We start from the raw sequence: 22,480 nt of genomic DNA, 5'->3' as shown, positions 1-22,480 counted from the left end.
CATGGGGGCCACGCCGACGCCGGAACGCCTGAGCCTGCTGGTCGGCCTGGCGGTGATGATGCTTGCCAGCGTGCCGCGCTACCTGAGCGGCGCTTACCAGACCCGCCTGACGCTGCTGCTGATCGCCATCGCCGCGGTGGCCGTGGTGGCGGTGGTTCACTGGCGCCTGCTGGCCGCCGAGGCCCGCGCCCGGCTGCCCGCCCTGATGCGGCGCCTGGCTGCCTGCCTGGTGGCGGGCGTCGTCGCGATGGGAGCCTGGCAGGGGCTGGCCGCCGGCTGGGGCGGCGGGGCGCTGCTCGCCTCCCACGGTGCCACCCTGGGGCTGCTGCTGCATGCCCTGGGGCTATGGTGGAAGCCGGTCGGCGAGAGGACGTAGGGAGCGAGGTTCGAGGGACGAGTGGCAAGGACTTCATTGCCCTTGCGGCTCGCGACTCGAGCCTGCCCTCGACCCTCGACCCTCGACCCTCGACCCTCGACCCTCGACCCTCGCTCAGCTCAGCGTATAGCAGGGCTCGTACTCGCCGGCGAGCTTCATGCGGCCCTGGGCCACGAAGGAGCCCAGCAGCTCGTCCAGCCGGGCCATCAGCTCGGACTCGGCGCTCAGCCGGAAGGGGCCATGGGCCTCGATCAGGCGGATGCCGCGTTCCTTGACGTTGCCGGCGACGATGCCCGAAAAGGCCCGGCGCAGGTTCGCGGCGAGCTCGTGCACCGGCTGGTTGCGGTGCAGGGCCAGGCCGGCCATGGTCTCGTGGGTGGGCTCGAAGGTCTCCTGGAAGTCACGGGCCACGGTGAGCCGCCAGTTGTAGTAGAAGGCGTCCTGGCGGGCGCGGCGGTACTCGGTGACGTCGTCGATGCCCTTGCGCATGGTGCGGGCGACCTCGATGGGGTCGTCGATGATGATGCGGTAGAGGCGTCGCACGGACTCGCCCAGGGTGTAGACCAGGAACTCGTCGATGCGCTTGAAGTAGTCGGCGGAGTCCGCGGGGCCCGTCAGGATCACCGGCAGTTCCATGTCGGCGTTGTCCGGGTGCAGCAGGATGCCGAGCAGGTAGAGGATCTCCTCGGCGGTGCCCACCCCCCCGGGGAAGACGATGATGCCATGGCCCAGGCGCACGAAGGCCTCCAGGCGCTTCTCGATATCGGGCATCACCACCAGCTCGTTGACGATCGGGTTCGGCGCCTCGGCAGCGATGATGCCGGGCTCGGAGACGCCGAGGTAGCGGCCCTCGCTGCGGCGCTGCTTGGCATGGGCCACATTGGCGCCCTTCATCGGTCCCTTCATGGCGCCCGGCCCGCAGCCGGTGCAGATGTCCAGCTCGCGCAGGCCCAGGTGGTAGCCGACGTGCTTGGTGTAGTCGTATTCCTCGCGGCTGATCGAGTGGCCGCCCCAGCACACCACCAGGCTGGGATCGCGGCTCGGCTTCAGGGTGCCGGCCTTGCGCAGGATGTGGAAGACCGCGTTGGTGGTGCCCTCGGCGCTGGTCAGGTCGAAGCGGTGGTGGGTCTGGATCTCGTTGTAGACATAGACGATGTCGCGCAGCACCGAGGACAGGTGCTCGCGGATGCCGCGGATCATCTTGCCGTCGACGAAGGCCTCGGCGGGGGCGTTGGTCAGCTTGAGGCGCACCCCGCGGTCCTGCTGGAGCACCTCGATGTCGAAATCGGGGTAGGTCTCCATCAGCGCGAGGCCGTCGTCGGTGGGGTTGCCGGAATTGAGCACGGCCAGGGCGCAGCTGCGCAGCAGCTCGTGGAGCCCGCGGCGGGAGGTGTCGTGCAGCCGGTTGACCTCGTGCTGGGAGAGGATCTCGAGGCTGCCTTCCGGGGAGATGGTACTGGAGATGGTGTCGGCCATGCAGGGCGTCCGTGTCACTGGGGATAGGGGCGGGCGCGTGGGCCCGCGGCTCGGCTCGCCGCCCGTGCGGCGATGCCGGTCGTGGATGCCTCCATGCTACCACGCCGCCCCGTGCTGGGTAGCGCTGCGGCACGGGGGGCGAGCTGGTAGAATGGGATCGCCCGGTCCCCTGCCAGCGACGCTCGTGCCATGTTCAACGCCCAGTATTTCCGTACCTTCATCACCCTCGTCGAGACCGGCAGCTTCACGCGTACGGCCCGCCGCCTCGAGATGACCCAGCCGGGGGTCAGCCAGCATGTGCGCAAGCTCGAGCTGTACCTGGGCAAGCCGCTGCTGGACCGCCAGGGACGCCGTTTCGTGCTCACCGAGGCGGGACGGCGCGCCTACGACTATGCCCTGAAGCTGTTTGCCGAGCATGAGCAGTTTCGCCACTCCCTCGACGACGAGAGCCTCGACAGCGGCGAGTGCCGCCTGGCCTCGCCGGGCAGCGTCGGCCTGATGCTGTATCCCTTCATCCTCGGCCAGCAGCAGATGCACACCGGGCTGACGGTCAGCTACAGCTTCGCCTTCAATCACGAGATCGTCACCGACGTGCTGGCGGGACGCCACGACCTGGGCATCGTCACCGAGGCCGTGCGCCATCCGGACATCGAGTGCGAGGCCTGGCACCAGGAGCCGCTGTGCCTGGTGGTGCCGGCGGACTTCGCCGGCACCGGCCTGGCCGACCTGATGGGCATCGGCTTCATCAGCTACTCCGATGGCGTCAACCATGCCGGGGTGCTGCTGCGCCACAACTTCCCCGCGGAATTCCGCTCGATGAGCCACTTCCCGCGCCAGGGCTTTACCAACGAGGTGAGCATGGTGCTGGACGCCGTGGCGCGCGGCCTGGGCTTCACCGTGGTTTCGCGGCTGGTGCTGGAGACCTCGCCCTGGCAGCGTCAGGTCAAGGAGCTGTCGCTGCCGCACCCGGTCCACGAGACCCTCTACCTGGTCACCCGGCGCGGCAGTCGCATGCCGCGACGCTATACCCGGCTGCTCGAGGCCTTCCGGGAGCATCGCCGCCACGAGCGCTACGGGCACGGCGAACTGCCGGTGCCCGAGGCCGGCGAGCGCCTGGGCTGAACCGGCGCCGGGCCTGCCGGCAAGGTGCGATGAGCCAAGAAAAAGCCCCGCCGATGGCGGGGCTCATGCGTCCTGGGCGCCGGCCTCACTCGCGGTAGGCGTCGATGCTCGGGCAGGAACAGATCAGCTGGCGGTCGCCCAGGACATTGTCGACCCGGTTGACCGCGGGCCAGTACTTGGCGGCCTTGACCGATGCCGAGGGGAAGGCGCCGAGCTCGCGGGAGTAGGGGCGCTCCCAGGCGGCGTTCATGAGGTCGGCCATGGTGTGCGGGGCATGGACCAGGGGGTTGTCGTCCGCCGGCCACTCGCCGGCCTCGACCCGGGCCACTTCCTCGCGAATGGCGATCATGGCGTCGCAGAAGCGGTCCAGCTCGTAGCGGGACTCCGATTCGGTGGGCTCGATCATCAGCGTGCCCGGCACCGGGAAGGACATGGTCGGCGCATGGAAGCCGTAGTCCATCAGGCGCTTGGCGATATCCTCCTCGCTGATCCCCGAGGCCGCCTTGAGCGGGCGGATGTCGATGATGCACTCGTGGGCCACGGTGCCGTTGGTGCCCTTGTAGAGCACCGGGTAGTGCTCGCCCAGGCGGTGGGCGATGTAGTTGGCGCCGAGGATGGCCAGCTCGGTGGCCTCGCGCAGGCCGCGCGCGCCCATCATCTTGATGTAGGCCCAGGAGATCGGCAGGATCGAGGCGCTGCCGAAGGGCGCCGCCGAGACCGCGCCGGCCTCCGCCTCGACTCCTTCCAGCGGGCGCACCACGTGGTTGGAGACATAGGGCGCCAGGTGAGCCTTGACGCCGATCGGGCCCATGCCCGGGCCGCCGCCGCCGTGGGGGATGCAGAAGGTCTTGTGCAGGTTGAGGTGGCTGACGTCGCCGCCGAAGTCGCCGGGGCGGGCCAGGCCGACCTGGGCGTTCATGTTGGCGCCGTCGATGTACACCTGGCCGCCGTGGGCATGGACGATGTCGCAGGCCTCGCGCACGCCTTCCTCGAACACCCCGTGGGTGGACGGGTAGGTGAGCATGATCGCCGAGAGGGCCTCGCCGTGCTGCTCGGCCTTGGCGCGCAGGTCGGCGAGGTCGATGTTGCCGTCCTCATCGCACTCCACCACCACCACCTTCATGTGGGCCATGGCCGCCGACGCCGGGTTGGTGCCGTGGGCGGAACTGGGAATCAGGCAGACGTCGCGGTGCCCCTGGCCCTGGGCCGCCTGGTAGCGACGGATCGCCACCAGGCCCGCGTACTCGCCCTGGGCGCCGGAGTTGGGCTGCATGGAGATATGATCGTAGCCGGTGATCTCCACCAGGAAGGCGGCCAGCTCGTCGATGATCTGCTTGTAGCCGGCGACCTGGTCCTTGGGCGCGAAGGGGTGGATGCGCGCGAGCTCCGGCCAGGTGATGGGGATCATCTCCGTGGTGGCGTTGAGCTTCATGGTGCACGAGCCCAGCGGGATCATGGCGTGGGCCAGGGAGAGGTCCTTGTTCTCCAGGCGCTTGAGGTAGCGCAGCATCTCCGTCTCGCTGTGGTAGCGACGGAAGGTCGGGTGCGTCAGGAACTCGGACTCGCGGCGGCTGGCCGCCGGGATCCCGCTCCCCCCCTCGGCGACGATCTCCGCATCCAGGGCGGCCACGGACAGGCCGTGTTCCTCGCCCAGCAGGACGTCGAACAGCAGGTCGAGGTCATGGGCGGTGGTGGTCTCGTCGAGGCTGATGCCCACGTCGCCCCCCGCGAAGTAGCGCAGGTTGACGTCGTGGGCCATGGCGCGGCCGTGGATCTTGAAGGCGTCCGCGCCGGTCAGCCGCAGGGTGTCGAACCAGCTGTCATGGGCCAGGGTGAGGCCGCTGCGCTTCAGGCCCTCGGCGAGGATGGTGGTCAGGCGGTGGATGCGCCCGGCGATGGTACGCAGGCCCTCGGCGCCATGATAGACGGCGTAGAAGCCGGCGATGTTGGCCAGCAGCGCCTGGGCGGTGCAGATGTTGGAGGTGGCCTTCTCGCGACGGATGTGCTGCTCGCGGGTCTGCATGGCCATGCGCAGCGCGGTGTGGCCGCGGCTGTCCTGGGAGACGCCGATGATGCGGCCGGGGATGGAGCGCTTGAGCTTGTCGGTGGTGGCGAAGAAGGCGGCGTGCGGGCCGCCGAAGCCCATGGGCACGCCGAAGCGCTGGGCGGAGCCGACCACCATGTCGGCGCCCAGGGCGCCGGGCTCCTTGAGCAGCACCAGCGACATGATGTCGGCGGCCACGCAGGTCATGATGCCCTGGTCCCTGGCCGCGGCGAGCAGCGGGGCCAGGTCGTGGACGCGGCCGCCGTCGCCGGGATACTGCAGCAGGGCGCCGAAGACGTCGTGGGCGGCGAGCTCCTCGGCCGGGCCGACGACCAGCTCGAAGCCGAAGTAGTGGGCCCGGGTGCGCACCACGTCGAGGGTCTGGGGGAAGACATCGTCGGCGACGAAGAAGGCATCGGTCTTGGCCTTCTTGTTGGCGCGCCGACACAGTGCCATGGCCTCGGCGGCGGCGGTGGCCTCGTCGAGCAGCGAGGCGTTGGCCAGGCTCATGCCGGTGAGGTCCATGACCATCTGCTGGAAGTTCAGCAGGCCTTCCAGGCGGCCCTGGGAGATCTCCGGCTGGTAGGGGGTGTAGGCGGTGTACCAGCCCGGGTTTTCCAGCACGTTGCGCTGGATGACCGCCGGCAGGTGGGTGTCATAGTAGCCCTGGCCGATGTAGCTCTTGGCCACACGGTTCTGGCGGGCCAGGCGATAGAGATAGTCCAGGGCCTCGGCCTCGCTGCGCGGCGGATCCAGATCCAGCTCGCGCCCCAGGCGGATGCCTGCCGGCACGGTGCGCTCGATGAGGCTGGCCATGCTGTCCATGTCCAGCGTCGCCAGCATGGTGGCCACGTCGGAAGCCTCCGGGCCGTTGTGGCGGCGGATGAAAGCATCATGATTGGCCAGGTCGGCCAGGCGGCGTTTGTCGAAAGCCATGGAATACCCTGTTTACGTGTCGTCACCCGAGTCCGGGCAGGAAAGCGGGAAGCCGGGACCCGGCCGCTGGCCGGGTCCCCGGGGAGGGATCAGTCGTCGGCGTCGGCCACGGCCTGGTAGGCATCGGCGTCCATCAGGTCGTCGAGGGCGGCGGCGTCCTCGACGCGCACCTTCATGATCCAGGCGTCCTCGTAGGGCGACTCGTTGATGGACTCCGGGGCGTCCTCGAGGGCCTCGTTGACCGCCAGCACTTCGCCGGAGACCGGGGCGTAGAGGTCGGAGGCGGCCTTGACCGACTCGACGACCCCGAACTCGTCGCCCTTGGCCAGGGTGGCCCCGACTTCGGGCAGCTCCACGAAGACCACGTCGCCCAGCGACTGCTGGGCATGGTCGGTAATGCCGATGGTCACGGTGCCGTCACCGTTGTCCAGCACCCACTCGTGACTTTCGGCATAGCGCAGGTTGGCGGGGATAGAGCTCATAACGATTTTCCTATACGAAAAAGGTTTTCTGATGCGGGGGCATCCTAACGCCCTCGTGGCCGTTTGGCGACCCCCCGTGCGCCGGGATCCCCCGTGACGGGGGAGGGGCCACCCCCAGCTTAGGTGGCCGCCGCGGGTCTTGCCCAGTTCCGTGATGGCCTGTCGCGTCGAGCGTGGACGCCGCGTCGCCCGTGGCCGACCCTTGCCCTCGAGGGGCGTCGGGGCTAGAGTGGCACCGTTTCCAATAAGAAACAAGTTTCTCGATAGCCTTCTCAAGGGCCCGCGTCCGAGGCCGGGACGGCAGCCAGGCCCCGGGATGATCACATGATGAGGGGGCCATGACGCGGCTGGGACTATACTTTGTCCTGCCGGATCGAGAAATCACCAAAATTTCCAATAGGAGACTGGAGCGCCAACGGGCGTATCCGCTATGGTACGCATGTTCGTATCAGCGTGGTTTCACCCGACCGCGAGCACATGCACGTTGGTGCATAACAACAACCAGTATAGGGAGACGAGACGTGGAAACCTTTACCAATCTACTGTCAGCCATCGAGGGGGTCGTCTGGGGCCCCTTGATGCTGGTGCTGCTGCTGGGGGTCGGCCTCTACCTGCAGGCGGGCCTGCGCTTTTTGCCCATCCGCAAGCTGGGCATGGGCTTCAAGCTGCTGTGGCAGGGACGCACCACCGCGAAGGGCGAGGAAGGCGAAGGTGAGGTCTCGCCCTTCAACGCCCTGATGACCTCGCTGTCGGCGACCATCGGTACCGGCAACATCGCCGGTGTCGCCACCGCCATCTTCCTGGGCGGGCCCGGCGCGGTGTTCTGGATGTGGATCACCGCCCTGGTGGGCATGGCCACCAAGTTCGCCGAGGCGGTGCTGGCGGTGCGTTACCGTCAGGTGGACGCCGCCGGCGATCACGTCGGCGGCCCGATGTACTACATCCGCAACGGCCTGGGCAAGAAGTGGGGCTGGCTCGGCGGCGCCTTCGCGCTGTTCGGCGCCGTGGCGGCCTTCGGCATCGGCAACACCGTGCAGTCCAACTCCGTGGCCGACGGCCTGGGCGAATCCATCGGCCTGCCGCACTGGATCACCGGCCTGGTGATCATGGTGCTGGCCGGTGCGGTGATCCTCGGCGGCATCAAGCGGATCGCCAAGGTGGCGGGCAAGCTGGTGCCGATCATGGCCATCGCCTACATCGTCTGTGGTGTGCTGGTGCTGATCATCAATGCCGACCACGTCGGCAGCGCCCTGGGCATGATCTTCGGCCACGCCTTCACGCCGATCTCCGCCGCCGGCGGCTTCGCCGGGGCCGCCGTGGCCAAGGCGATCCAGTTCGGCGTCGCGCGCGGCGTGTTCTCCAACGAGGCCGGCCTGGGCAGCGCGCCCATCGCCCACGCCGCGGCGCAGACCAAGAACCCGGTGCGCCAGGGCCTGATCGCCATGCTCGGGACCTTCATCGACACCATCGTGGTCTGCACCATCACCGCCCTGGCGATCCTGACCACGGCCTGGACCTCCGGCGAGACCGGTGCGGCGCTCACTGCCCTGTCCTTCAACGAGGCCCTGCCGGGTGTCGGCCAGTACGTGGTGTCCTTCGCCCTGGCGGTGTTCGCCTTCACCACCATCCTGGGCTGGGCCTTCTACGGCGAGAAGTGCTTCGAGTACCTGTTCGGCGTCGGCTCGATCAAGTTCTACCGGGTAGTCTACATCCTGGCGATCTTCGTCGGCTCCGTGCTGCCGCTCGGCTTCGTGTGGCTGCTGGCCAGCGTGTTCAACGCCATGATGGCCATCCCCAACCTGATCGCCCTGGCGCTGCTGTCGCCGGTGGTGTTCAAGCTGACCAAGGACTACTTCGAGGGCAAGCCCGTGCTGCCGGGTGAGGACCTCAACCAGTAAGCGTCGGCGTGGCCGGCCCACGGCCGGCCACGCCCGCTTTCATTTCATGGGAAGGGTGAAACGAACCGATGAACGAACAACGCAAGACCCCGCTTTACGATCTGCACGTCGAACTGGGCGGCAAGATGGTGCCCTTTGCCGGCTATGCCATGCCGGTACAGTTCCCCCTCGGCGTCAAGAAGGAGCATGAGCACACCCGTGAGGCCTGTGGCCTGTTCGATGTCTCGCACATGGGGCAGGTGCTGCTGCGCGGGCCCGAGCCGGCCAAGGCGCTGGAGACCCTGGTGCCGGCGGACCTGGTCGGCCTGGCCGAGGGCATGCAGCGCTATGGCCTGTTCACCAGCGAGGACGGCGGCATCCTCGACGACCTGATGATCGTCAATGCCGGTGACCACCTCTACCTGGTGGTGAACGCCGCCTGCAAGGAGCAGGACATCGCCCACCTGCGGCGCGGCCTGGCCGACCACGAGATCGAGGTGCTGGATCGTGGGCTGCTGGCGCTGCAGGGCCCCAAGGCGGCCAGCGTCATGGACCGCCTGTGTCCCGACGCCTGCCGGATGGTCTTCATGCAGCATGGTCGCTTCGAGATCGACGGTATCCCCGTGTGGATCAGCCGCAGCGGCTATACCGGCGAAGACGGCTTCGAGATCTCCGTGCCCGCCGAGCACAGCGAGGCCCTGGCGCGTCGCCTGCTCGCCGAGGACGAGGTCGAGCCGATCGGCCTGGGCGCGCGGGACTCGCTGCGTCTCGAGGCGGGGTTGTGCCTCTACGGTCACGACATCGACACCAGCACCACCCCGGTGGAGGGCGGGCTGATCTGGGCCATCGGCAAGCCGCGTCGGCGGGACGGCGAGCGTCCCGGGGGCTTCCCGGGCGCCGACCTGATCCTGCACCAGGTCGCCGAGAAGGACCACCAGCGCAAGCGGGTGGGCCTGCTGGGGGAAGGCCGGGCACCGGTCCGCGAGGGCGCCGAGCTGGTCGACGCCGATGGCAATCGCATCGGCGCGGTGACCTCCGGCGGCTTCGGTCCCAGCGTCGGCAAGCCGGTAGCGATGGGCTACGTGAACATCGACCAGGCGGCTGTCGGCACCATCGTGCATGCCGAGGTGCGCGGCAAGCGGTTGCCGATGACGGTCAGCAAGATGCCCTTCGTGACGCCGGGGTACTACCGCGGCTGATCTTATACCGTTATCTTCGGTAGCGGAACGCACGGCCATCCCGAGAGGGGTGGCCGTTTTCGTTGCGCCTCGGGTGGCCGCCCGGGCCCGCTCAACGGGCGGCCGGGGGGATCCAGCGGAAGGTCAGGCTGATGCGCAGGCCGGCGTGCCGGCGCGCTGGCAGCGCATGCTCGAGCTCGGCCTGGGTGCCCGGGCCCATCAGCAGCAGGCTGTCATGGGGCTGGTCCACATTGAAGGCCGGCGCGCGGTGGTCCTTCCAGCGGAAGCGCAGCGGGCGGTCGGTGCCCAGCGAGACGCTCGCGATCAGCGGGGCGGGACCCAGCTCCGGTTCGTCATCGCTGTGCCAGCCCATGCGTTCCTGGCCGGTCGCGTAGCGGTTGAGCAGGACGCTGTTGAAGCGGGCCGCCTGGCCGGCCTCGGCCAGGCGCCGGATCACGGCATCGCGGATGGCGACGACCGTCGGATGCCAGGGCGTCGGCAGGAAGTCCCGGCCCGAGTAGCGGTAGCGGGCATCGCCCATCCAGACCTGGCGGCGCGGGATCGGGTGCTCGCGGCCGTAGAGGCGCAGCCGCGGTTGCTGCCAGTCCAGCTCGCGGTCCAGGCGGGCGAGGGCGTCGTCCGCGGCGGGACCGCCGAGCAGGTCGGTGAAGCGCACCAGCGCCGGCGAGGCCAGCAGCGCCTCGCCGTGGAAAGCGTCGAACAAGGAGTCAAACGGGGCCATGCCCCGAGGATGCCAGCCCCTGGCCTAGCCGGCCAGGGCCAGGCTCGCCACGGCGAAGGCGTAGCCGATCGCCGCCCCGGCGGCCACGTCACTGAGGTAGTGCAGCCCCAGGCCGACGCGTGACACCGCGATCAACGCCACCAGCGGCGCCAGGGCCGGCAGCAGGACGGGGCTGTGGGCCGCGACCAGGGTCAGGAACATTACCGCGTGCATGGTGTGCCCGCTGGGAAAGCTGTAGCGGTCCCGGGCCGGCTCCTGGCAGGGGATGGCGGTGAAGGTGATGAAGGGCCGTTCGCGACACAGCCGAGTCTTGAGCAAACGATAGACGAGGATGGCCGCCACGGCCGTCAGGGCATACTGGGCGGCCAGTCGCCAGCCCGCCGGGCCGTGCAGCCAGGGCTGGGCCAGGATCACCGCGACCCAGATCGGCCAGTCGCCGAGCTTGCTGGCCAGGCGCAGGGTGGCAAGCCAGGGACGGTGGATGCTGAAGCCGGCCAGCCGCTGGCAGAGCTGCCACTCCAGCAGGTCGAGGCGTTCAAATACCGCAGGGGCGCGTGGTTTCATCGGACATCTCCCGGGCAAGGGTCAGGGCGGCGAGAAAGTCGTCGGTGATGGCCGGCCAGCGATAGTGCAGCGCCCGTTCCCGGGCGGCACGCCCCAGCCGGCCATAGCGGGCCGGCTGCTGGCACAGCGTGGTGGCGGCGTCGAGGAAGCCGGCCTCGTCGCCGACATCCAGGCTGACGCCGTTGACGTCGTCGTCGATCAGCTCGGCGCCGGCGGCGTGTCTGAAGGCCACCGTGGCCAGGCCGCTGGCCATGGCCTCGAGCAGCACGTTGCCCCAGGTCTCGGAAATCGAGGGAAAGATGAACAGGTCGGCGCTGGCATAGTGGCGGGCCAGGCTCGCGGCGTCGATGAAACCGGTGAAGTGGACCTCGGGCAGTGCCTTCTCAAGGGCCGCCCGGCCGGGGCCGTCGCCGACCGCAACGAGGGTCATGTCCGGTCGGGCGGCGAGCATGGCCGTGAAGGTGTCGCGCAGCAGGTCGAGGTTCTTCTCGGGGGCCAGCCGGCCCACATAGAGCGCCACCGGGCGATGGGCATCGCTGCCCCAGGTCTCGCGCAGCGCCGGGTCCCGGTGGCGCGGGGAGAAGTGCTCGCCGTCGATGCCGCGGGCCATCACCTGCACCCGCTCGAAGCCCCGGGCGGTGAGACTCCGGGCCTGGGCCCGAGTGGGCACCAGGGTGGCCTCGCAGCGGTTGTGGAAGCGACGCAGGCGCCGGGTGACCAGGGAGGACAGCCAGCCGACGCCATAGTCGCGGCAGTAGTGGTCGAAGTTGGTGTGCCAGCCGCTGGCCACGGGGATGCCCAGTCGCTCGGCCACGCCCAGCGCCGACCAGCCCAGCGGCCCCTCGGTAGCCAGGTAGACGACGTCGGGGCGCGCGGTCTCCCAGAGCCGCCGGATGCGACGGGCCGCGGGCAGGCCCAGGCGTACCTCACGGTAGCCGGGTAGCGACACGCCGCGGACCTGCAGCTCGGCGGCAATGCCCTCGGCGACATGCGCCTGACCGGCGGGGCGCGGACGAACCAGCTGCAGTGTCATGCCTCGCCGCATCAGGTCGTCGCTGAGGCGTCCCAGGGTATGGGCCACGCCGTTGATGTCCGGTGACCAGGTGTCGCTGACCAGGCAGATGCGCATGTCGTCCCTCGTGGCGTCGTGGGCCGGGATGGCCCCGTCAGTCACGACGGTGCCCCAGGGGCATGACAGCGGGGCGACAGCGCGGTGAAGCGGGGATGACACCGCGGGGGATCAGCGCAGTATCGTGGCCGGGTCGATGGGCTTGCCGCCGTGGCGCATGTCGAAGAGCAGGTCATGGCGACCGCTGGCGGCATGGTGGCCGACCTCGCAGAGGGGCGTGCCGCGGCTGACGTCCTTGCCGCTCTCGACCAGCAGCGTCTCGCACAGGGCATAGACGCTCTGCAGGTTGTCGGGGTGATGGACGATCACCACCCGGCCCAGCTGGCGCATGCCGCCGGCGAAGCGCACCTCACCGTCGGCGACGGCCTTGGCCCGGGCGCCCTCGTCGGTGGCCAGCAGCATCGGCTGGAGGGTGCCGCGGGCATCGGGCCCGTAGCGCCGCGCCACCCGGTAGTCGTCCAGCGGCCAGGGCCAGCCGCTGGCCTGGCGGGGCACCTCGCCGGGATCCGGCAGGCGGGCCCGCGCCGGGCGGGACGTGGCCGGCTTGCTCGTGGACCGGGCGGCCTGGCGGGTGCCGCCCAGGGGGACCTGGATCAGCTGTCCCACCTTGAGGTCGGTGGCCGCGATGTCCGGGTTGGCCGCCGCCACGCGGCCGGGCCCCGTGCCGAAGCGCCGCGCGATGGCGGTGTAGGTGTCGCCGGGGCGCACCTGATAGCGATAGGGCCCGCCGGAGGGGGCGCGTTCGCGGCCGCTGGGCACCAGGATGCGCTGCCCCACGGCGAGGCGGCGGGGGTCGACGCCGGGATTGAAGCGGCGCAGGCGGATCAGCGGCACCTCGGCGCGCCGGGCGATCTCGCCGAGGGTATCGCCGCGCTGGATGGTGATCCAGTTGCCGGCCAGCGGCGCGCCGCCCCGCATGGCGCCCTGCGGTCCGGCACAGCCGGCCAGCAGGGCGAGCAGCAGGATCAGGGCGAGTCGAGGGCGGCGTCCTTGGCCTGCCACAGGGCGTTGAGCCATGAGTGGAAGCGTTCCTTGTAGGTCGGGTCTTGGTAATAGTCGCCCTGCTGCATCCAGGCCGGTACCGCCAGGTGCCGGGCCCGCAGGTGGATGGTGCGCTCGCGGCCGCAGAGGAAGCCCCAGAAGCTGGGGTCGGGATTGTCGTAGCTGATTGTCACGTCGAGGATGCCGCCCAGGCGGTCCCCGAGCAGGCCGAGGACCTGGGCGATGCCGCCGGCGCGGGGCGGCAGCAGGTGGCGATAGGGGCTGTGGCGGGCGGCATGCTTGGCCGGCGTGAAGCGGGTGCCCTCGACGAAGTTGTAGATGGCGATGGGCCGCTCCCGGGCATGGCGGCACATGCGCTCGGTCGCTTCCTGGTCGCGACGCGCCAGGTGCGGGTGGCGTTCCCGCTGCTCCCGGGTCATGCGCCGCAGCATGGGAAACTCCAGGGCCCAGAAGGCCAGGCCGACCACGGGCAACCAGATCAGCTGGCGCTTGACGAAGAAGTGGGGCATGGGAATGCGCCGGTGCAGGGCCATGAACAGCACGAAGATATCGGTCCAGCTGCGGTGGTTGGAGAGCACCAGCCACCAGTCGTCCCGGGTCAGGCCGTCCGGCAGCGCCAGCCGCAGCTCGGGACGTATCCAGTGGCGCATCCACCAGAGGTTGCCATCGACCCACCAGCGGGCGACGGCGTTGAGGCCGACGAGCACCCGGCGACGCAGGGGGCGTCCCGGCGTGACCAGCTTGAGCAGGGTGAGCGCGATCAGCGGCACCGCCCAGAACAGGGTGTTGAGGGTCAGCAGCAGCAGGCTGACGATCCCCCTGAGGGTCGACATGCCGGTCTCCTTCGTCGTCGTCGGGAAAGGTAATGCTAATGGATCATGACGAGGGTGCCCAGAGGCGGGGACAAGGTCCTCCCGACCGGCGCTCAGTGCTGCAGCTCGGCGAGGTCCCGGAACGCCTCCAGGGCCTCGGGATTGGCGAGCGCCTCGCGGTTGTTGACCGGCTGCCCGTGGACGACATTGCGCACCGCCAGCTCCACCAGCTTGCCCGAGCGGGTGCGTGGCAGGTCGTCGACCTGGAGGATCTTCGTCGGCACATGTCGCGGCGTGGTGCTGGCGCGGATGGTCTCGCGGATCCTCTCCCGCAGGCGGTCGTCGAGGGTCAGCCCCTCGCGCAGGCACACGAAGAGCACGAGCCGCACATCGTCCTGCCACTGCTGGGTGATGCACAGCGACTCGAGGACCTCATCGACCTTCTCCACCTGGCGGTAGATCTCGGCGGTGCCGATGCGCACCCCGCCGGGATTGAGCACGGCATCGGAGCGGCCATGGATGATCAGGCCGTCCTCCGCGGTGATCTCCGCGAGATCGCCGTGGGCCCAGATGCCGGGGAAGGTGGCGAAGTAGGCATCGTGATAGCGCTTGCCGTCGGGGTCGTTCCAGAAGCCGACGGGCATCGCCGGGAATGGCTGGGTGCAGACCAGCTCGCCCTTCGCCTGGCGCAGCGGCCGGCCGTCGTCGTCGACGACATCCACCGCCATGCCCAGCCCCCGGCACTGCAGCTGTCCGCGGTAGACGGGGCGGATCGGGCAGCCCAGGGCGAAGCAGGAGACGATGTCGGTGCCGCCGGAGATGGAGGCGAGCAGCAGGTCGGCCTTGATGTCCCGGTACACATAGTCGAAGGACTCATGGGCCAGGGCCGAGCCGGTGGAGAGCACCGCGCGCAGCCGCGAGAGGTCGTGCTCCCGGCCCGGGGCGAGGCCCTGCTTCTCGCAGGCCGCGAGATACCGGGCGCTGGTGCCGAACACCGTCACCCCCTCGCGTTCGGCCATGGCCCAGAGGGCCTCGGGGGAGGGCGCGAAGGGGGCGCCGTCGAACAGCACCAGGGTGGCCCCGCTGGCGAGTCCCGAGACCAGCCAGTTCCACATCATCCAGCCACAGGTCGTGTAGTAGAAGAAGACGTCGTCCGGGCCCAGGTCGGTGTGCAGGCGATGCTCCTTGAGGTGCTGGAGCAGGGTCCCGCCGGCGGAATGGACGATGCACTTGGGCGTGCCGGTGGTCCCCGAGGAGTAGAGGATATACAGCGGCTGGTCGAAGGGCAGGGCGGCGAAGGCCAGCTCGCCCGCCTCCTCGGCCAGGTAGTCGTCCCAGGCCACCGCGCCCGGAAGCTCGCCGAGGTCGGGGTTCTCGTCGAGGAAGGGAAAGACCACCACCGCCGCCAGGCCCTCGAGGGCCGTGGCGACCTGCGCCACTCGCGGGCGGATGTCGATCGCCTGGCCGTTCCAGGTGTAGCCGTCGGCGGCGATCAGCACCCGGGGCGCGATCTGGCCGAAGCGGTCGAGCACCCCCTGGACACCGAAGTCGGGCGAGCAGGAGGACCACACGGCGCCGAGGCTGGCGGTGGCCAGCATGGCGATCACCGCCTGCTCGGCGTTGGGCACCAGGCCGGCGACCCGCTCGCCGGGCGTCACGCCGCTGGCGCGCAGCGCCGCGGCCAGGCGCGCCACCTGGCGATACAACGCGGCGTAGCCGAGGCGCCGCCGCCGGCCGCGCTCGTCGAGGGCGATCAGCGCCGGGTGGTCGTCCCGGCGGCGCAGCAGGTTGGCGGCGAAGTTGAGCCGGGCGTCCGGGAACCAGCGGGCGCCGGGCATCGCTTCGGGATCGACCAGCACCCGCTCGCCCCGGGTCTCGGCGACGATCTCGAAGGTCTGCCACAGCAGGGCCCAGAAGGCCTCGGGGTAGGCGAGGCTCCAGGCGTGAAGGGCCCCGTAGTCGCTGAGCGTCACGCCATGGGCGTCCTCGATGCGGCGCATCAGGGCCGTCATCTGGCTGGCCGCGATGGCCTCGGGGGACGGTTGCCAGACTGGGGTGGTCATGTGCTTCCCTCCCGCGCCATGCCGTCTATCTTGAGCGTAGCACCGGGGTCGAGACGGTTTCCTGCAGCACTTCCCGCAAGGCCTGGGCGGCCACGGAGAGATCATCGGCGCTGGGCGAGAGGATGCCCACCGCGCGCTCGATGATCGGCGCGTGCAGTGGCAGGCAGCGCGCACCGAGCTCCTGCATCTGGTGGATGCACAGCGAGGGCACGGCGCTGACGCCCAGGCCGCTGGCGACCATGCGCCCGACGGTGGCCAGCTGGTGGCTCTCGAAGGCCACCGGCAGCTCGATTCCCTGCAGGCGCAGCTGCTGCTCGAGGAGTCGGCGGACCATGGAGGGGCGCTGCAGGGTGATGAAGTCCCGAGTCAACAGGGCCGGCCAGTCGATCGTCGTGCGCGCCGCCAGTGCCGAGTCGGCCGGGACCACGGCGACGAAGCGATCCAGGTACAGCGGGGCGAAGTGCAGCGACTGGGCGGCCTCGGGCTCGAAGGCGATGCCCAGCTCGACGCGACCCTGGTGGACCATGTCGATGACCTGCTCGTTGATGACGTCGTGGACGGTCACGTTGATGCGCGGATAGCGCTGGCGGAAGACCATCAGCGCGTCGGGCAGCTGGCTGCCGGCGAAGGACGGCATGGCGGCCACGGCGACTCGGCCCAGGCGCAGGGTGAAGCGCTGGCGCAACAGCTCCTCGGTGTTGTCCCAGTCGGCCAGCAGGCGCTTGGCCAGCGGGACCAGGGACTCGCCTTCCGGCGTCAGGCGCACGCTGCGGGTGCTGCGGGTCAGCAGCCGGCCGCCCAGGCTTTCCTCCAGGCCCTTGATGGTCAGGCTCAGGGCCGGCTGGGAGAGGTGGAGTCGCTCGCAGGCCTGGGTGAAACTCAGGGTCTGGGCCACGGCGAGGAAGGCCCGGAGTTGCTTGACGGTCATGGCTGGCCTCTGCAACCGTGTCGATTGATTTGATATATAAAATAATCGATAAAAAAAACAAACTTAACAAATATATTGCCCCCCGCGACACTGCAGGGACCGCGATAACAACCATCCTCCAACCATCTGAGGCAGCGATATGGCCGGATTCGACAAGCGTGTGAAGTCCTATGAAGAGGCGATGGCCGGCATCGAGAGCGGGATGACCGTCATCGCCGGCGGCTTCGGGCTGTGCGGCATCCCCGAGAACCTGATCGCCGAGATCAAGCGGCTCGGCGTCAAGGACCTGACCGTCTACTCCAACAACTGCGGCGTCGACGGCTTCGGCCTGGGCCTGCTGCTGGAGGACAAGCAGATCCGCGAGATTCATGCCTCCTACGTCGGCGAGAACGCCCTCTTCGAGCAGCAGATGCTGGAAGGCGAGATCGAGGTGGTGCTGACCCCCCAGGGCACCCTGGCCGAGAAGATGCGCGCCGGCGGCGCCGGCATTCCCGCCTTCTATACCGCCACCGGCTACGGCACGCCCATCGGCGAGGGCAAGGAGGTCCGCGAGTTCGGCGGCCGCCACTACATCCTCGAGGAGTCCGTGGTCGGTGACTTCGCCATCGTCAAGGGCTGGAAGGCCGACCGCTACGGCAACGTCGTCTATCGCGACACCGCGCAGAACTTCAACCCGATGGCCGCCACGGCGGGCAGGATCACCGTGGTCGAGGTCGAGGAAATCGTCGAGCCCGGCGAGCTCAATCCGGACCAGATCCATACCCCCGGCATCTACGTCGATCGCATCATCCAGGGCAGCTTCGAGAAGCGCATCGAGAAGCGCACCGTCCACCAGGGCTGAGCGTTATTCTCCATCTACCGGACATTCGCCGTTGGATAGCGCGAGCGGCGCCGGGGGCAGATCGTAGAGGAGGTCCTACGCCATGGGTGAGGAGCACTGCTCCGAACGGGCTGGCCACGGATGGCCAGCACCGGCCCTGCAAGCGGCGCAGGATGCGAGAGCGCCGCAGGGCGTCGGTAGCGCCCAAGGAAGGGGTCACAGCGCCTCCGCATAGATCTGCCGCCGGCATTGGCCTCGAGCATGGTTCACCGGCGCTTATCCCTTACAAGAGACAAGAGGCAACAAGATGGCACTGACTCGCGAACAGATGGCAATGCGCGTGGCGCGCGAACTCGAAGACGGTTTCTACGTCAACCTGGGCATCGGCATCCCCACCCTGGTCGCCAACTATATCCCGGACGACATCGACGTGATGCTGCAGTCCGAGAACGGCCTGCTCGGCATGGGGCGCTTCCCCACTGAGGAGGAGGTGGATCCGGACATGATCAACGCCGGCAAGCAGACCGTCACCGCCCGACCGGGCGCGGCGATCTTCTCCTCGGCGGAGTCCTTCGCCATGATCCGCGGCGGCCACGTGGACCTCACCGTGCTGGGCGCCTTCGAGGTCGACCAGCATGGCAACATCGCCTCCTGGATGATCCCGGGCAAGCTGATCAAGGGCATGGGCGGCGCCATGGACCTGGTGGCGGGCGCCGAGAACATCATCTGCACCATGACCCATGCTTCCAAGCACGGCGAGTCCAAGCTGCTCGAGCAGTGCAGCCTGCCGCTCACCGGCGCCGGCTGCATCAACCGGGTGCTCACCGACCTCGCCTACCTGGAGATCGAGAACGGCGCCTTCGTGCTCAAGGAGCGCGCCCCGGGAGTATCCGTCGAGGAGATCGTCGAGAAGACGGCCGGCAAGCTGATCGTGCCGGAGCACGTCCCGGAGATGACCTTCGCCGAATAAGACGGCGCGCCTCGTCCCCCCTTGCCTCGGCCCGGACCCCGTGTCCGGGCCGAGGCGTGTCGGGATGCCGAAAATCTGACCATTCCAAGCGACATCGTGCTGTCATGCCGATCCTGGCCGGTTGTCCGTCAGCGGTGCACAGCGTTATCCACAGAATCTGTGGATGGTCCGCTGCGCTCAGCTGAGCTCGCAGCGGGTATGGTGGGGCAGCAGCAGCTCGACGGTCCGCTCCTGGTTGGCGCTGACCTGCTTCTGGACCAGCGCCAGGCCACCCAGGGCCAGCCGGTGCTCGTCGCCGTCGGCGAAGGCCAGCCGGCGGGGCAGCGTCGGGTAGAAGCGGTAGTCCAGCAGGGGAGAGATGGGAAAGACCCCATGGTGGCGGTCGGCGTTACCGATCAGGCCGTTCTGGCGCAGGGAGGTGTCCAGCTGACCGATATCCTGGCCGAGGCGCGCACAGTCGAAGCCCGGGTGATGCAGCCGGGGGCCCATCACCGCCAGCCACCCGGCCAGCGGATGGGCCGCGGCCAGGGCCTGGTAGCTCGCCCAGTCGGGCATCGGCCAGGGTCGGCTGCGACACAGCAGGTTCTGGCCGCGCGTGGCCTCCGGCGGGGCCTGTGCCACCAGCTGCTCCAGCGCCGCCCGGGGCCCCCGCGACAGGGTGCCGAGCTGCAGCTCGGCGAGCACCAGCCAGGCCCCCTCGTCGGGGGCGGCCAGCAGCGTCACCAGCAGCCCGCGGTCGGCCATGGCATAGCGCTGCACGGGGCGGTAGCCGAAGCGCACCAGGGTCGGCAGCAGCGCCTCCATGGACCAGGGGCCATGGTTGAGGGTCAGCAGGGCCAGATATTCCGGTGGCGTCTCCACCGGCCACTGCCGCAGCCCGCCGATATCGGGGTGGTGATGGACATAATCCAGCCATAGTTGCTGAATGAATTCTTCGCGTTGCATCCTGCCTTGCCCTCTGTGCTGGTGCCCTGTGCGCTGACTCTACGCAGTGTAAGCGGCGGGGGTGTGGGCAGATTCAACGAGGCAGGAAGCGTCGGCCCGAAACGCGAAAACCGCCCGTAGGCGGTTTTCGGGGCACGGCGGCGGGGCTCAGGCGCTGGTGGCGGCGGTCAGCCACTCCTGATCGCGGACGTACTGGTCGAATTCGGTGAAGCCGCCCACGTGGGTCTGGTCGACGAAGATCTGCGGCACGGTCTCGACCGGCTTGCCGATGGTCTTCTCCATATCGGCCTTGGTGATGCCCTCCTCGTGGATATCCACGTAACGGAAGCCCTGGATGGCGCCGGCGGCCTCGAGCTTCTCGGCGAGTTCCTTGGCGCGCACGCAGAACGGGCAGGCGGGACGACCGAAGATAACGACGAACATCAACTACTCCTTGCATCCGCGGATGCGTGAAAGGGGTCGGGAAAAACGCGGGTTATTGTGAACGAGCCCAGCGGATTTGGCCAATAGGCCAGGCCTGACAAGGTCATTGCGGAGGACTATTGGGGGCGACTCAGAACGGCTCCAGGTCGCTGGTATCGGCGCGGCGCAGCAGGTTGCCGAGCTCGTCATAGAGGGCGGGGCTGGTGACCAGCAGGTTCTCGCCGTAGAGCTCCTCGGGGATGCCGCCGGGGCCGGGGTAGAGGTGGCCGGTGCGGGCCCCGGCCTCCCGGGCGATCAGCAGGCCGGCGGCGAAGTCCCAGGGCGAGACGCTCTCGTAGTAGGCATCGAGGCGCCCGCAGGCCACGTCGCAGAGGTCGAGGGCCGCCGAGCCGTTGCGCCGCACGTCCTGGCAGTGGGTGAGCACGGCCACCAGGCGGCGCATCAGCGGCGGGCGGCTGTCGCGCCGATGGGGGAAGCCGGTACCCACCAGGCAGCGCCCCAGCTTCCGGGTGCGGCTGGCATGGATCGGCTCGCCGTTGCGCCAGGCGCCGCGGCCGGCCAGGGCCGTGAAGGTCTCGTCGAGGAAGGGCGCATGGACCACCCCGAGCTTCAGGTGCCCGCCGCTCACCCAGCCGATGGAGACGGCCACGTGGCGCAGGCCATGGGCGAAGTTGACGGTGCCGTCGATGGGGTCCACCACCCACATGTCCTGGATATGCTCGAGGGCCTCGCGATCGGGGGCCAGCTCCTCGCTCAGGCGATGCTCGTCGGGAAAGCTCGCCTGCAGGCGCTCGCCGATGTAGGTGTCCACCTCGACATCGGTATCGGTCACCAGCTCCTGGCCATGCTTGAAGCGGTGCTCGATGCCGCCTTCCTCGCGGGCCTCGGCGATCAGGCGCCCGGCGTGGCGGGCAATGTCGACGGCGATCTCGAGGCGGTTCTCGGGGCTCATGACGGCTCCTCGGGCTGGGGGAAGGACGCCTTCATGCTAGCAGCTCGCCCGGCCCCTGCCGAATGCCGGCCACAGCCCCTATACTGTCGCCCCGACAGCCTCCGGAGGACGATATGCAGGCATTGACCGCCGAACAATACGCCCGGCTGCAGCAGCTGGCCCGGGCCTGGGAGCGGCGCCATCTCAAGGCGGCCAAGGCCGAGGCCCGCTACAACCCCCGGCTGGGGGTGGATGCGCTGTGCTTCCAGCCCCATGCCCTCGAGGAGGGGCGCGAGGTGCTGATCGGCGCGCTGATCACCCCGCTGTCGCTGTCCCTGATCCTGGTGCCGGTGCGGGACGAGCCGCCCGCCGCGCCCGAGACCCGGCAGCGGGTGTCCCTGCCCTCCGGGGACTATCCCTTTTGCCCCCTGGCCCTCGAGGACCAGCCCGGGCTGTGGGCCTGCGAGCTGCTCGACGACCTGTCCGATGTCGGCTCGCTGCAGGAGGGCAGTCGCCTGGCCCAGCAGCTGATGGAGAGGGTCATGACAGCGTCGGGCTGATCTGGTGCTGGGCGTGGCTGGCCCTTATGCTGGACGGGTCTATCCCCGCGGGAACCCTCAAGGAGTCAAGATGACCGCAACAGCCCCCACCCCCCGCGTCGCCCTGGTCACCGGGACCAGCAGCGGCATCGGCGAGGCCGTGGTCCGCCATTTCTGCGAGCAGGGCCACCAGGTGCTGGCCGTGGACTTCAACCCCGCCGGCCAGGAGGTCGCCGAACGCGCCGGGGCCGCCTTCTTCCAGGCCGACCTGACCGACGGCGAGGCCTGCAAGGCGGCGGTCCAGGAGGCGCTGAAGCGCTTCGGCCACCTGGATATCCTGGTCAACAACGCCGGCATCCAGCACGTCTCGCCCATCGAGGACTTTCCCGAGGACCAGTGGCGCCGCATCATCGACCTGATGCTGACCGCGCCCTTCCTGCTGACCCAGGCCGCCTGGCCGTCCATGCGCGAGGGGGGCTGGGGGCGCATCGTCAACGTCGCCTCGGTGCATGCCCAGGTGGCCTCGCCGGGCAAGGCCGCCTATATCAGCGCCAAGCACGGCATGATCGGCCTGACCAAGACCGCCGCGCTGGAGGGCGGCAGCCAGGGCATCACCGCCAACGCCATCTGCCCCGCCTACGTGAAGACGCCGCTGGTCGACAACCAGATCGCCGACCAGGCCAAGCTGCACGGCATGGAGGAGCAGGAGGTCATCGAGCAGGTGATGCTCAAGAACGCCGCGATCAAGCGGCTGATCGACCCGTCCGAGGTGGCCTCGCTGGTGGGCTACCTGGCCTCCGAGGCCGCCGGGGCGGTCACCGGCGCGAGCTGGAACATCGACCTGGGGTGGACGGCCCAATAAGCGTCAAGCTTGAAGAGCGGCGCTACGCGCCTGGAAGCTGGAAGCTTGAAGAAACCCCCGACCGGGTTCGCCGGGAGCGTTAAGGCAGAAGCCTGAAGCGGGAAGAAACCCCTTGACTCGGGTTCTGGAGGCCACATTCTGCCTTCCAGCTTCCAGCTTCCAGCTTCCAGCTTCCAGCTTCCAGCTTCCAGCTTCCAGCTTCCAGCTTCCAGCTTCCAGCTTCCAGCTTCCAGCTTCCAGCTTCCAGCTTCCAGCTTCC

Annotated in this window: 22 protein-coding genes; 8 read left to right on the top strand and 14 right to left on the bottom strand. The window is 69.1% G+C overall.

Annotation, left to right across the window (positions count from 1 at the left end):
- Position 1: 1 nt before the first annotated feature.
- Positions 2-376 (top strand): hypothetical protein, encoded by a 375-nt coding sequence (locus tag EKG36_RS02010; RefSeq protein WP_126480529.1) that lies wholly within the window; start codon positions 2-4, stop codon positions 374-376.
- Positions 377-490: 114 nt separating this feature from the next.
- Here the strand turns inward: EKG36_RS02010 and ppnN are convergent, their stop codons facing one another.
- Positions 491-1,852, bottom strand: a complete 1,362-nt coding sequence (gene ppnN, locus EKG36_RS02005; RefSeq protein ID WP_126480527.1) for a nucleotide 5'-monophosphate nucleosidase PpnN — start codon at positions 1,850-1,852, stop codon at positions 491-493.
- A 189-nt stretch (positions 1,853-2,041) separates the two neighbouring features.
- Here ppnN and EKG36_RS02000 point away from each other — a divergent pair, with 189 nt between their 5' ends.
- Entirely contained in the window at positions 2,042-2,974 is a 933-nt protein-coding gene (locus EKG36_RS02000; protein ID WP_126480525.1) for a LysR family transcriptional regulator, read from the top strand.
- An 85-nt stretch (positions 2,975-3,059) separates the two neighbouring features.
- Here the strand turns inward: EKG36_RS02000 and gcvP are convergent, their stop codons facing one another.
- Together gcvP and gcvH are read right to left on the bottom strand one after the other, a co-directional pair.
- The gene (gene gcvP, locus EKG36_RS01995; RefSeq protein WP_126480523.1) at positions 3,060-5,954 is read right to left on the bottom strand and encodes an aminomethyl-transferring glycine dehydrogenase; all 2,895 of its coding nucleotides are present in this window, start codon (positions 5,952-5,954) and stop codon (positions 3,060-3,062) included.
- A gap of 89 nt (positions 5,955-6,043) precedes the next feature.
- Positions 6,044-6,436, bottom strand: coding sequence for a glycine cleavage system protein GcvH (gcvH, locus tag EKG36_RS01990; RefSeq protein ID WP_126480521.1), 393 nt, complete (start codon positions 6,434-6,436; stop codon positions 6,044-6,046).
- A gap of 521 nt (positions 6,437-6,957) precedes the next feature.
- Here gcvH and EKG36_RS01985 point away from each other — a divergent pair.
- Positions 6,958-8,334, top strand: a complete 1,377-nt coding sequence (locus EKG36_RS01985) for an alanine/glycine:cation symporter family protein (protein ID WP_126480519.1) — start codon at positions 6,958-6,960, stop codon at positions 8,332-8,334.
- A 68-nt stretch (positions 8,335-8,402) separates the two neighbouring features.
- Positions 8,403-9,512, top strand: a complete 1,110-nt coding sequence (gene gcvT, locus EKG36_RS01980) for a glycine cleavage system aminomethyltransferase GcvT (protein WP_126480518.1) — start codon at positions 8,403-8,405, stop codon at positions 9,510-9,512.
- Between the two features lie 91 nt (positions 9,513-9,603).
- Here gcvT and EKG36_RS01975 read toward each other — a convergent pair whose 3' ends face one another.
- From EKG36_RS01975 to EKG36_RS01945, 7 genes are all read right to left on the bottom strand, one after another.
- Positions 9,604-10,233, bottom strand: a complete 630-nt coding sequence (locus tag EKG36_RS01975) for an alpha-ketoglutarate-dependent dioxygenase AlkB family protein (RefSeq protein WP_126480516.1) — start codon at positions 10,231-10,233, stop codon at positions 9,604-9,606.
- A 24-nt stretch (positions 10,234-10,257) separates the two neighbouring features.
- Positions 10,258-10,797: a phosphatase PAP2 family protein gene (locus EKG36_RS01970; RefSeq protein ID WP_126480514.1), complete on the bottom strand. Its 540-nt coding sequence runs from the start codon at positions 10,795-10,797 to the stop codon at positions 10,258-10,260.
- Positions 10,769-11,926 (bottom strand): glycosyltransferase family 4 protein, encoded by a 1,158-nt coding sequence (locus EKG36_RS01965; protein ID WP_126480512.1) that lies wholly within the window; start codon positions 11,924-11,926, stop codon positions 10,769-10,771. The genes EKG36_RS01970 and EKG36_RS01965 overlap by 29 nt, the downstream gene beginning before the upstream one ends.
- A 111-nt stretch (positions 11,927-12,037) precedes the next feature.
- A complete protein-coding gene (locus EKG36_RS01960; protein WP_126480509.1) occupies positions 12,038-12,943 on the bottom strand; it encodes a LysM peptidoglycan-binding domain-containing protein in 906 nt (301 codons plus the stop codon).
- Entirely contained in the window at positions 12,892-13,761 is an 870-nt protein-coding gene (locus EKG36_RS01955; protein WP_126480507.1) for an acetyltransferase, read from the bottom strand. The genes EKG36_RS01960 and EKG36_RS01955 overlap by 52 nt, the downstream gene beginning before the upstream one ends.
- A 92-nt stretch (positions 13,762-13,853) precedes the next feature.
- Positions 13,854-15,803, bottom strand: a complete 1,950-nt coding sequence (locus EKG36_RS01950; RefSeq protein ID WP_126480505.1) for an acetoacetate--CoA ligase — start codon at positions 15,801-15,803, stop codon at positions 13,854-13,856.
- Between the two features lie 25 nt (positions 15,804-15,828).
- Positions 15,829-16,731: a LysR family transcriptional regulator gene (locus EKG36_RS01945; RefSeq protein ID WP_126480503.1), complete on the bottom strand. Its 903-nt coding sequence runs from the start codon at positions 16,729-16,731 to the stop codon at positions 15,829-15,831.
- Positions 16,732-16,870: 139 nt separating this feature from the next.
- Here EKG36_RS01945 and EKG36_RS01940 point away from each other — a divergent pair, with 139 nt between their 5' ends.
- Both EKG36_RS01940 and EKG36_RS01935 read left to right on the top strand, forming a co-directional pair.
- Positions 16,871-17,572, top strand: a complete 702-nt coding sequence (locus EKG36_RS01940) for a CoA transferase subunit A (RefSeq protein WP_126480501.1) — start codon at positions 16,871-16,873, stop codon at positions 17,570-17,572.
- A gap of 286 nt (positions 17,573-17,858) precedes the next feature.
- Positions 17,859-18,521, top strand: coding sequence for a CoA transferase subunit B (locus EKG36_RS01935; protein ID WP_126480499.1), 663 nt, complete (start codon positions 17,859-17,861; stop codon positions 18,519-18,521).
- 177 nt (positions 18,522-18,698) lie between these two features.
- Here EKG36_RS01935 and EKG36_RS01930 read toward each other — a convergent pair whose 3' ends face one another.
- The 3 genes from EKG36_RS01930 to EKG36_RS01920 all read right to left on the bottom strand — a co-directional run bounded on the left by EKG36_RS01930 (position 18,699) and on the right by EKG36_RS01920 (position 20,841).
- A complete protein-coding gene (locus tag EKG36_RS01930; protein WP_126480498.1) occupies positions 18,699-19,466 on the bottom strand; it encodes a VOC family protein in 768 nt (255 codons plus the stop codon).
- A 147-nt stretch (positions 19,467-19,613) separates the two neighbouring features.
- The gene (locus EKG36_RS01925) at positions 19,614-19,889 is read right to left on the bottom strand and encodes a GrxA family glutaredoxin (RefSeq protein WP_126480496.1); all 276 of its coding nucleotides are present in this window, start codon (positions 19,887-19,889) and stop codon (positions 19,614-19,616) included.
- A 130-nt stretch (positions 19,890-20,019) separates the two neighbouring features.
- Entirely contained in the window at positions 20,020-20,841 is an 822-nt protein-coding gene (locus EKG36_RS01920; RefSeq protein ID WP_126480494.1) for an inositol monophosphatase family protein, read from the bottom strand.
- Positions 20,842-20,954: 113 nt separating this feature from the next.
- Between EKG36_RS01920 and hybE the strand changes: the two genes are divergently transcribed.
- Positions 20,955-21,380 carry a [NiFe]-hydrogenase assembly chaperone HybE gene (gene hybE / locus EKG36_RS01915; RefSeq protein ID WP_185827454.1) on the top strand — a complete coding sequence of 142 codons (426 nt, stop codon included), beginning with the start codon at positions 20,955-20,957 and terminating at the stop codon, positions 21,378-21,380.
- A gap of 70 nt (positions 21,381-21,450) precedes the next feature.
- Positions 21,451-22,221, top strand: a complete 771-nt coding sequence (locus EKG36_RS01910) for a 3-hydroxybutyrate dehydrogenase (protein ID WP_126480490.1) — start codon at positions 21,451-21,453, stop codon at positions 22,219-22,221.
- A gap of 3 nt (positions 22,222-22,224) precedes the next feature.
- Here EKG36_RS01910 and EKG36_RS20580 read toward each other — a convergent pair.
- The coding region (locus tag EKG36_RS20580; protein WP_126480488.1) for a hypothetical protein at positions 22,225-22,480 on the bottom strand (256 nt) is incomplete at its 5' end.

This window comes from Halomonas nitroreducens, from assembly GCF_003966155.1.
In the GTDB taxonomy this organism is placed as follows: Bacteria; Pseudomonadota; Gammaproteobacteria; order Pseudomonadales; family Halomonadaceae; genus Halomonas; species Halomonas nitroreducens.
This window is presented reverse-complemented; position numbering and strand designations above follow the sequence as displayed.

Excerpts from the sequence above, each read along its gene's own strand:
- gcvP (WP_126480523.1), bottom strand. The coding sequence starts at position 5,954 with ATGGCTTTCGACAAACGCCGCCTGGCCGACCTGGCCAATCATGATGCT.
- EKG36_RS01975 (WP_126480516.1), bottom strand. The coding sequence starts at position 10,233 with ATGGCCCCGTTTGACTCCTTGTTCGACGCTTTCCACGGCGAGGCGCTG.
- EKG36_RS01940 (WP_126480501.1), top strand. The coding sequence starts at position 16,871 with ATGGCCGGATTCGACAAGCGTGTGAAGTCCTATGAAGAGGCGATGGCC.
- EKG36_RS01930 (WP_126480498.1), bottom strand. The coding sequence starts at position 19,466 with ATGCAACGCGAAGAATTCATTCAGCAACTATGGCTGGATTATGTCCAT.
- EKG36_RS01955 (WP_126480507.1), bottom strand. The coding sequence starts at position 13,761 with ATGTCGACCCTCAGGGGGATCGTCAGCCTGCTGCTGCTGACCCTCAAC.
- ppnN (WP_126480527.1), bottom strand. The coding sequence starts at position 1,852 with ATGGCCGACACCATCTCCAGTACCATCTCCCCGGAAGGCAGCCTCGAG.
- EKG36_RS01960 (WP_126480509.1), bottom strand. The coding sequence starts at position 12,943 with ATGGCTCAACGCCCTGTGGCAGGCCAAGGACGCCGCCCTCGACTCGCC.
- EKG36_RS01910 (WP_126480490.1), top strand. The coding sequence starts at position 21,451 with ATGACCGCAACAGCCCCCACCCCCCGCGTCGCCCTGGTCACCGGGACC.
- EKG36_RS01970 (WP_126480514.1), bottom strand. The coding sequence starts at position 10,797 with ATGAAACCACGCGCCCCTGCGGTATTTGAACGCCTCGACCTGCTGGAG.
- EKG36_RS01935 (WP_126480499.1), top strand. The coding sequence starts at position 17,859 with ATGGCACTGACTCGCGAACAGATGGCAATGCGCGTGGCGCGCGAACTC.
- EKG36_RS01925 (WP_126480496.1), bottom strand. The coding sequence starts at position 19,889 with ATGTTCGTCGTTATCTTCGGTCGTCCCGCCTGCCCGTTCTGCGTGCGC.
- EKG36_RS01945 (WP_126480503.1), bottom strand. The coding sequence starts at position 16,731 with ATGACCGTCAAGCAACTCCGGGCCTTCCTCGCCGTGGCCCAGACCCTG.
- EKG36_RS01950 (WP_126480505.1), bottom strand. The coding sequence starts at position 15,803 with ATGACCACCCCAGTCTGGCAACCGTCCCCCGAGGCCATCGCGGCCAGC.
- EKG36_RS02010 (WP_126480529.1), top strand. The coding sequence starts at position 2 with ATGGGGGCCACGCCGACGCCGGAACGCCTGAGCCTGCTGGTCGGCCTG.
- EKG36_RS01920 (WP_126480494.1), bottom strand. The coding sequence starts at position 20,841 with ATGAGCCCCGAGAACCGCCTCGAGATCGCCGTCGACATTGCCCGCCAC.
- EKG36_RS02000 (WP_126480525.1), top strand. The coding sequence starts at position 2,042 with ATGTTCAACGCCCAGTATTTCCGTACCTTCATCACCCTCGTCGAGACC.
- hybE (WP_185827454.1), top strand. The coding sequence starts at position 20,955 with ATGCAGGCATTGACCGCCGAACAATACGCCCGGCTGCAGCAGCTGGCC.
- gcvT (WP_126480518.1), top strand. The coding sequence starts at position 8,403 with ATGAACGAACAACGCAAGACCCCGCTTTACGATCTGCACGTCGAACTG.
- EKG36_RS01965 (WP_126480512.1), bottom strand. The coding sequence starts at position 11,926 with ATGCGCATCTGCCTGGTCAGCGACACCTGGTCACCGGACATCAACGGC.
- gcvH (WP_126480521.1), bottom strand. The coding sequence starts at position 6,436 with ATGAGCTCTATCCCCGCCAACCTGCGCTATGCCGAAAGTCACGAGTGG.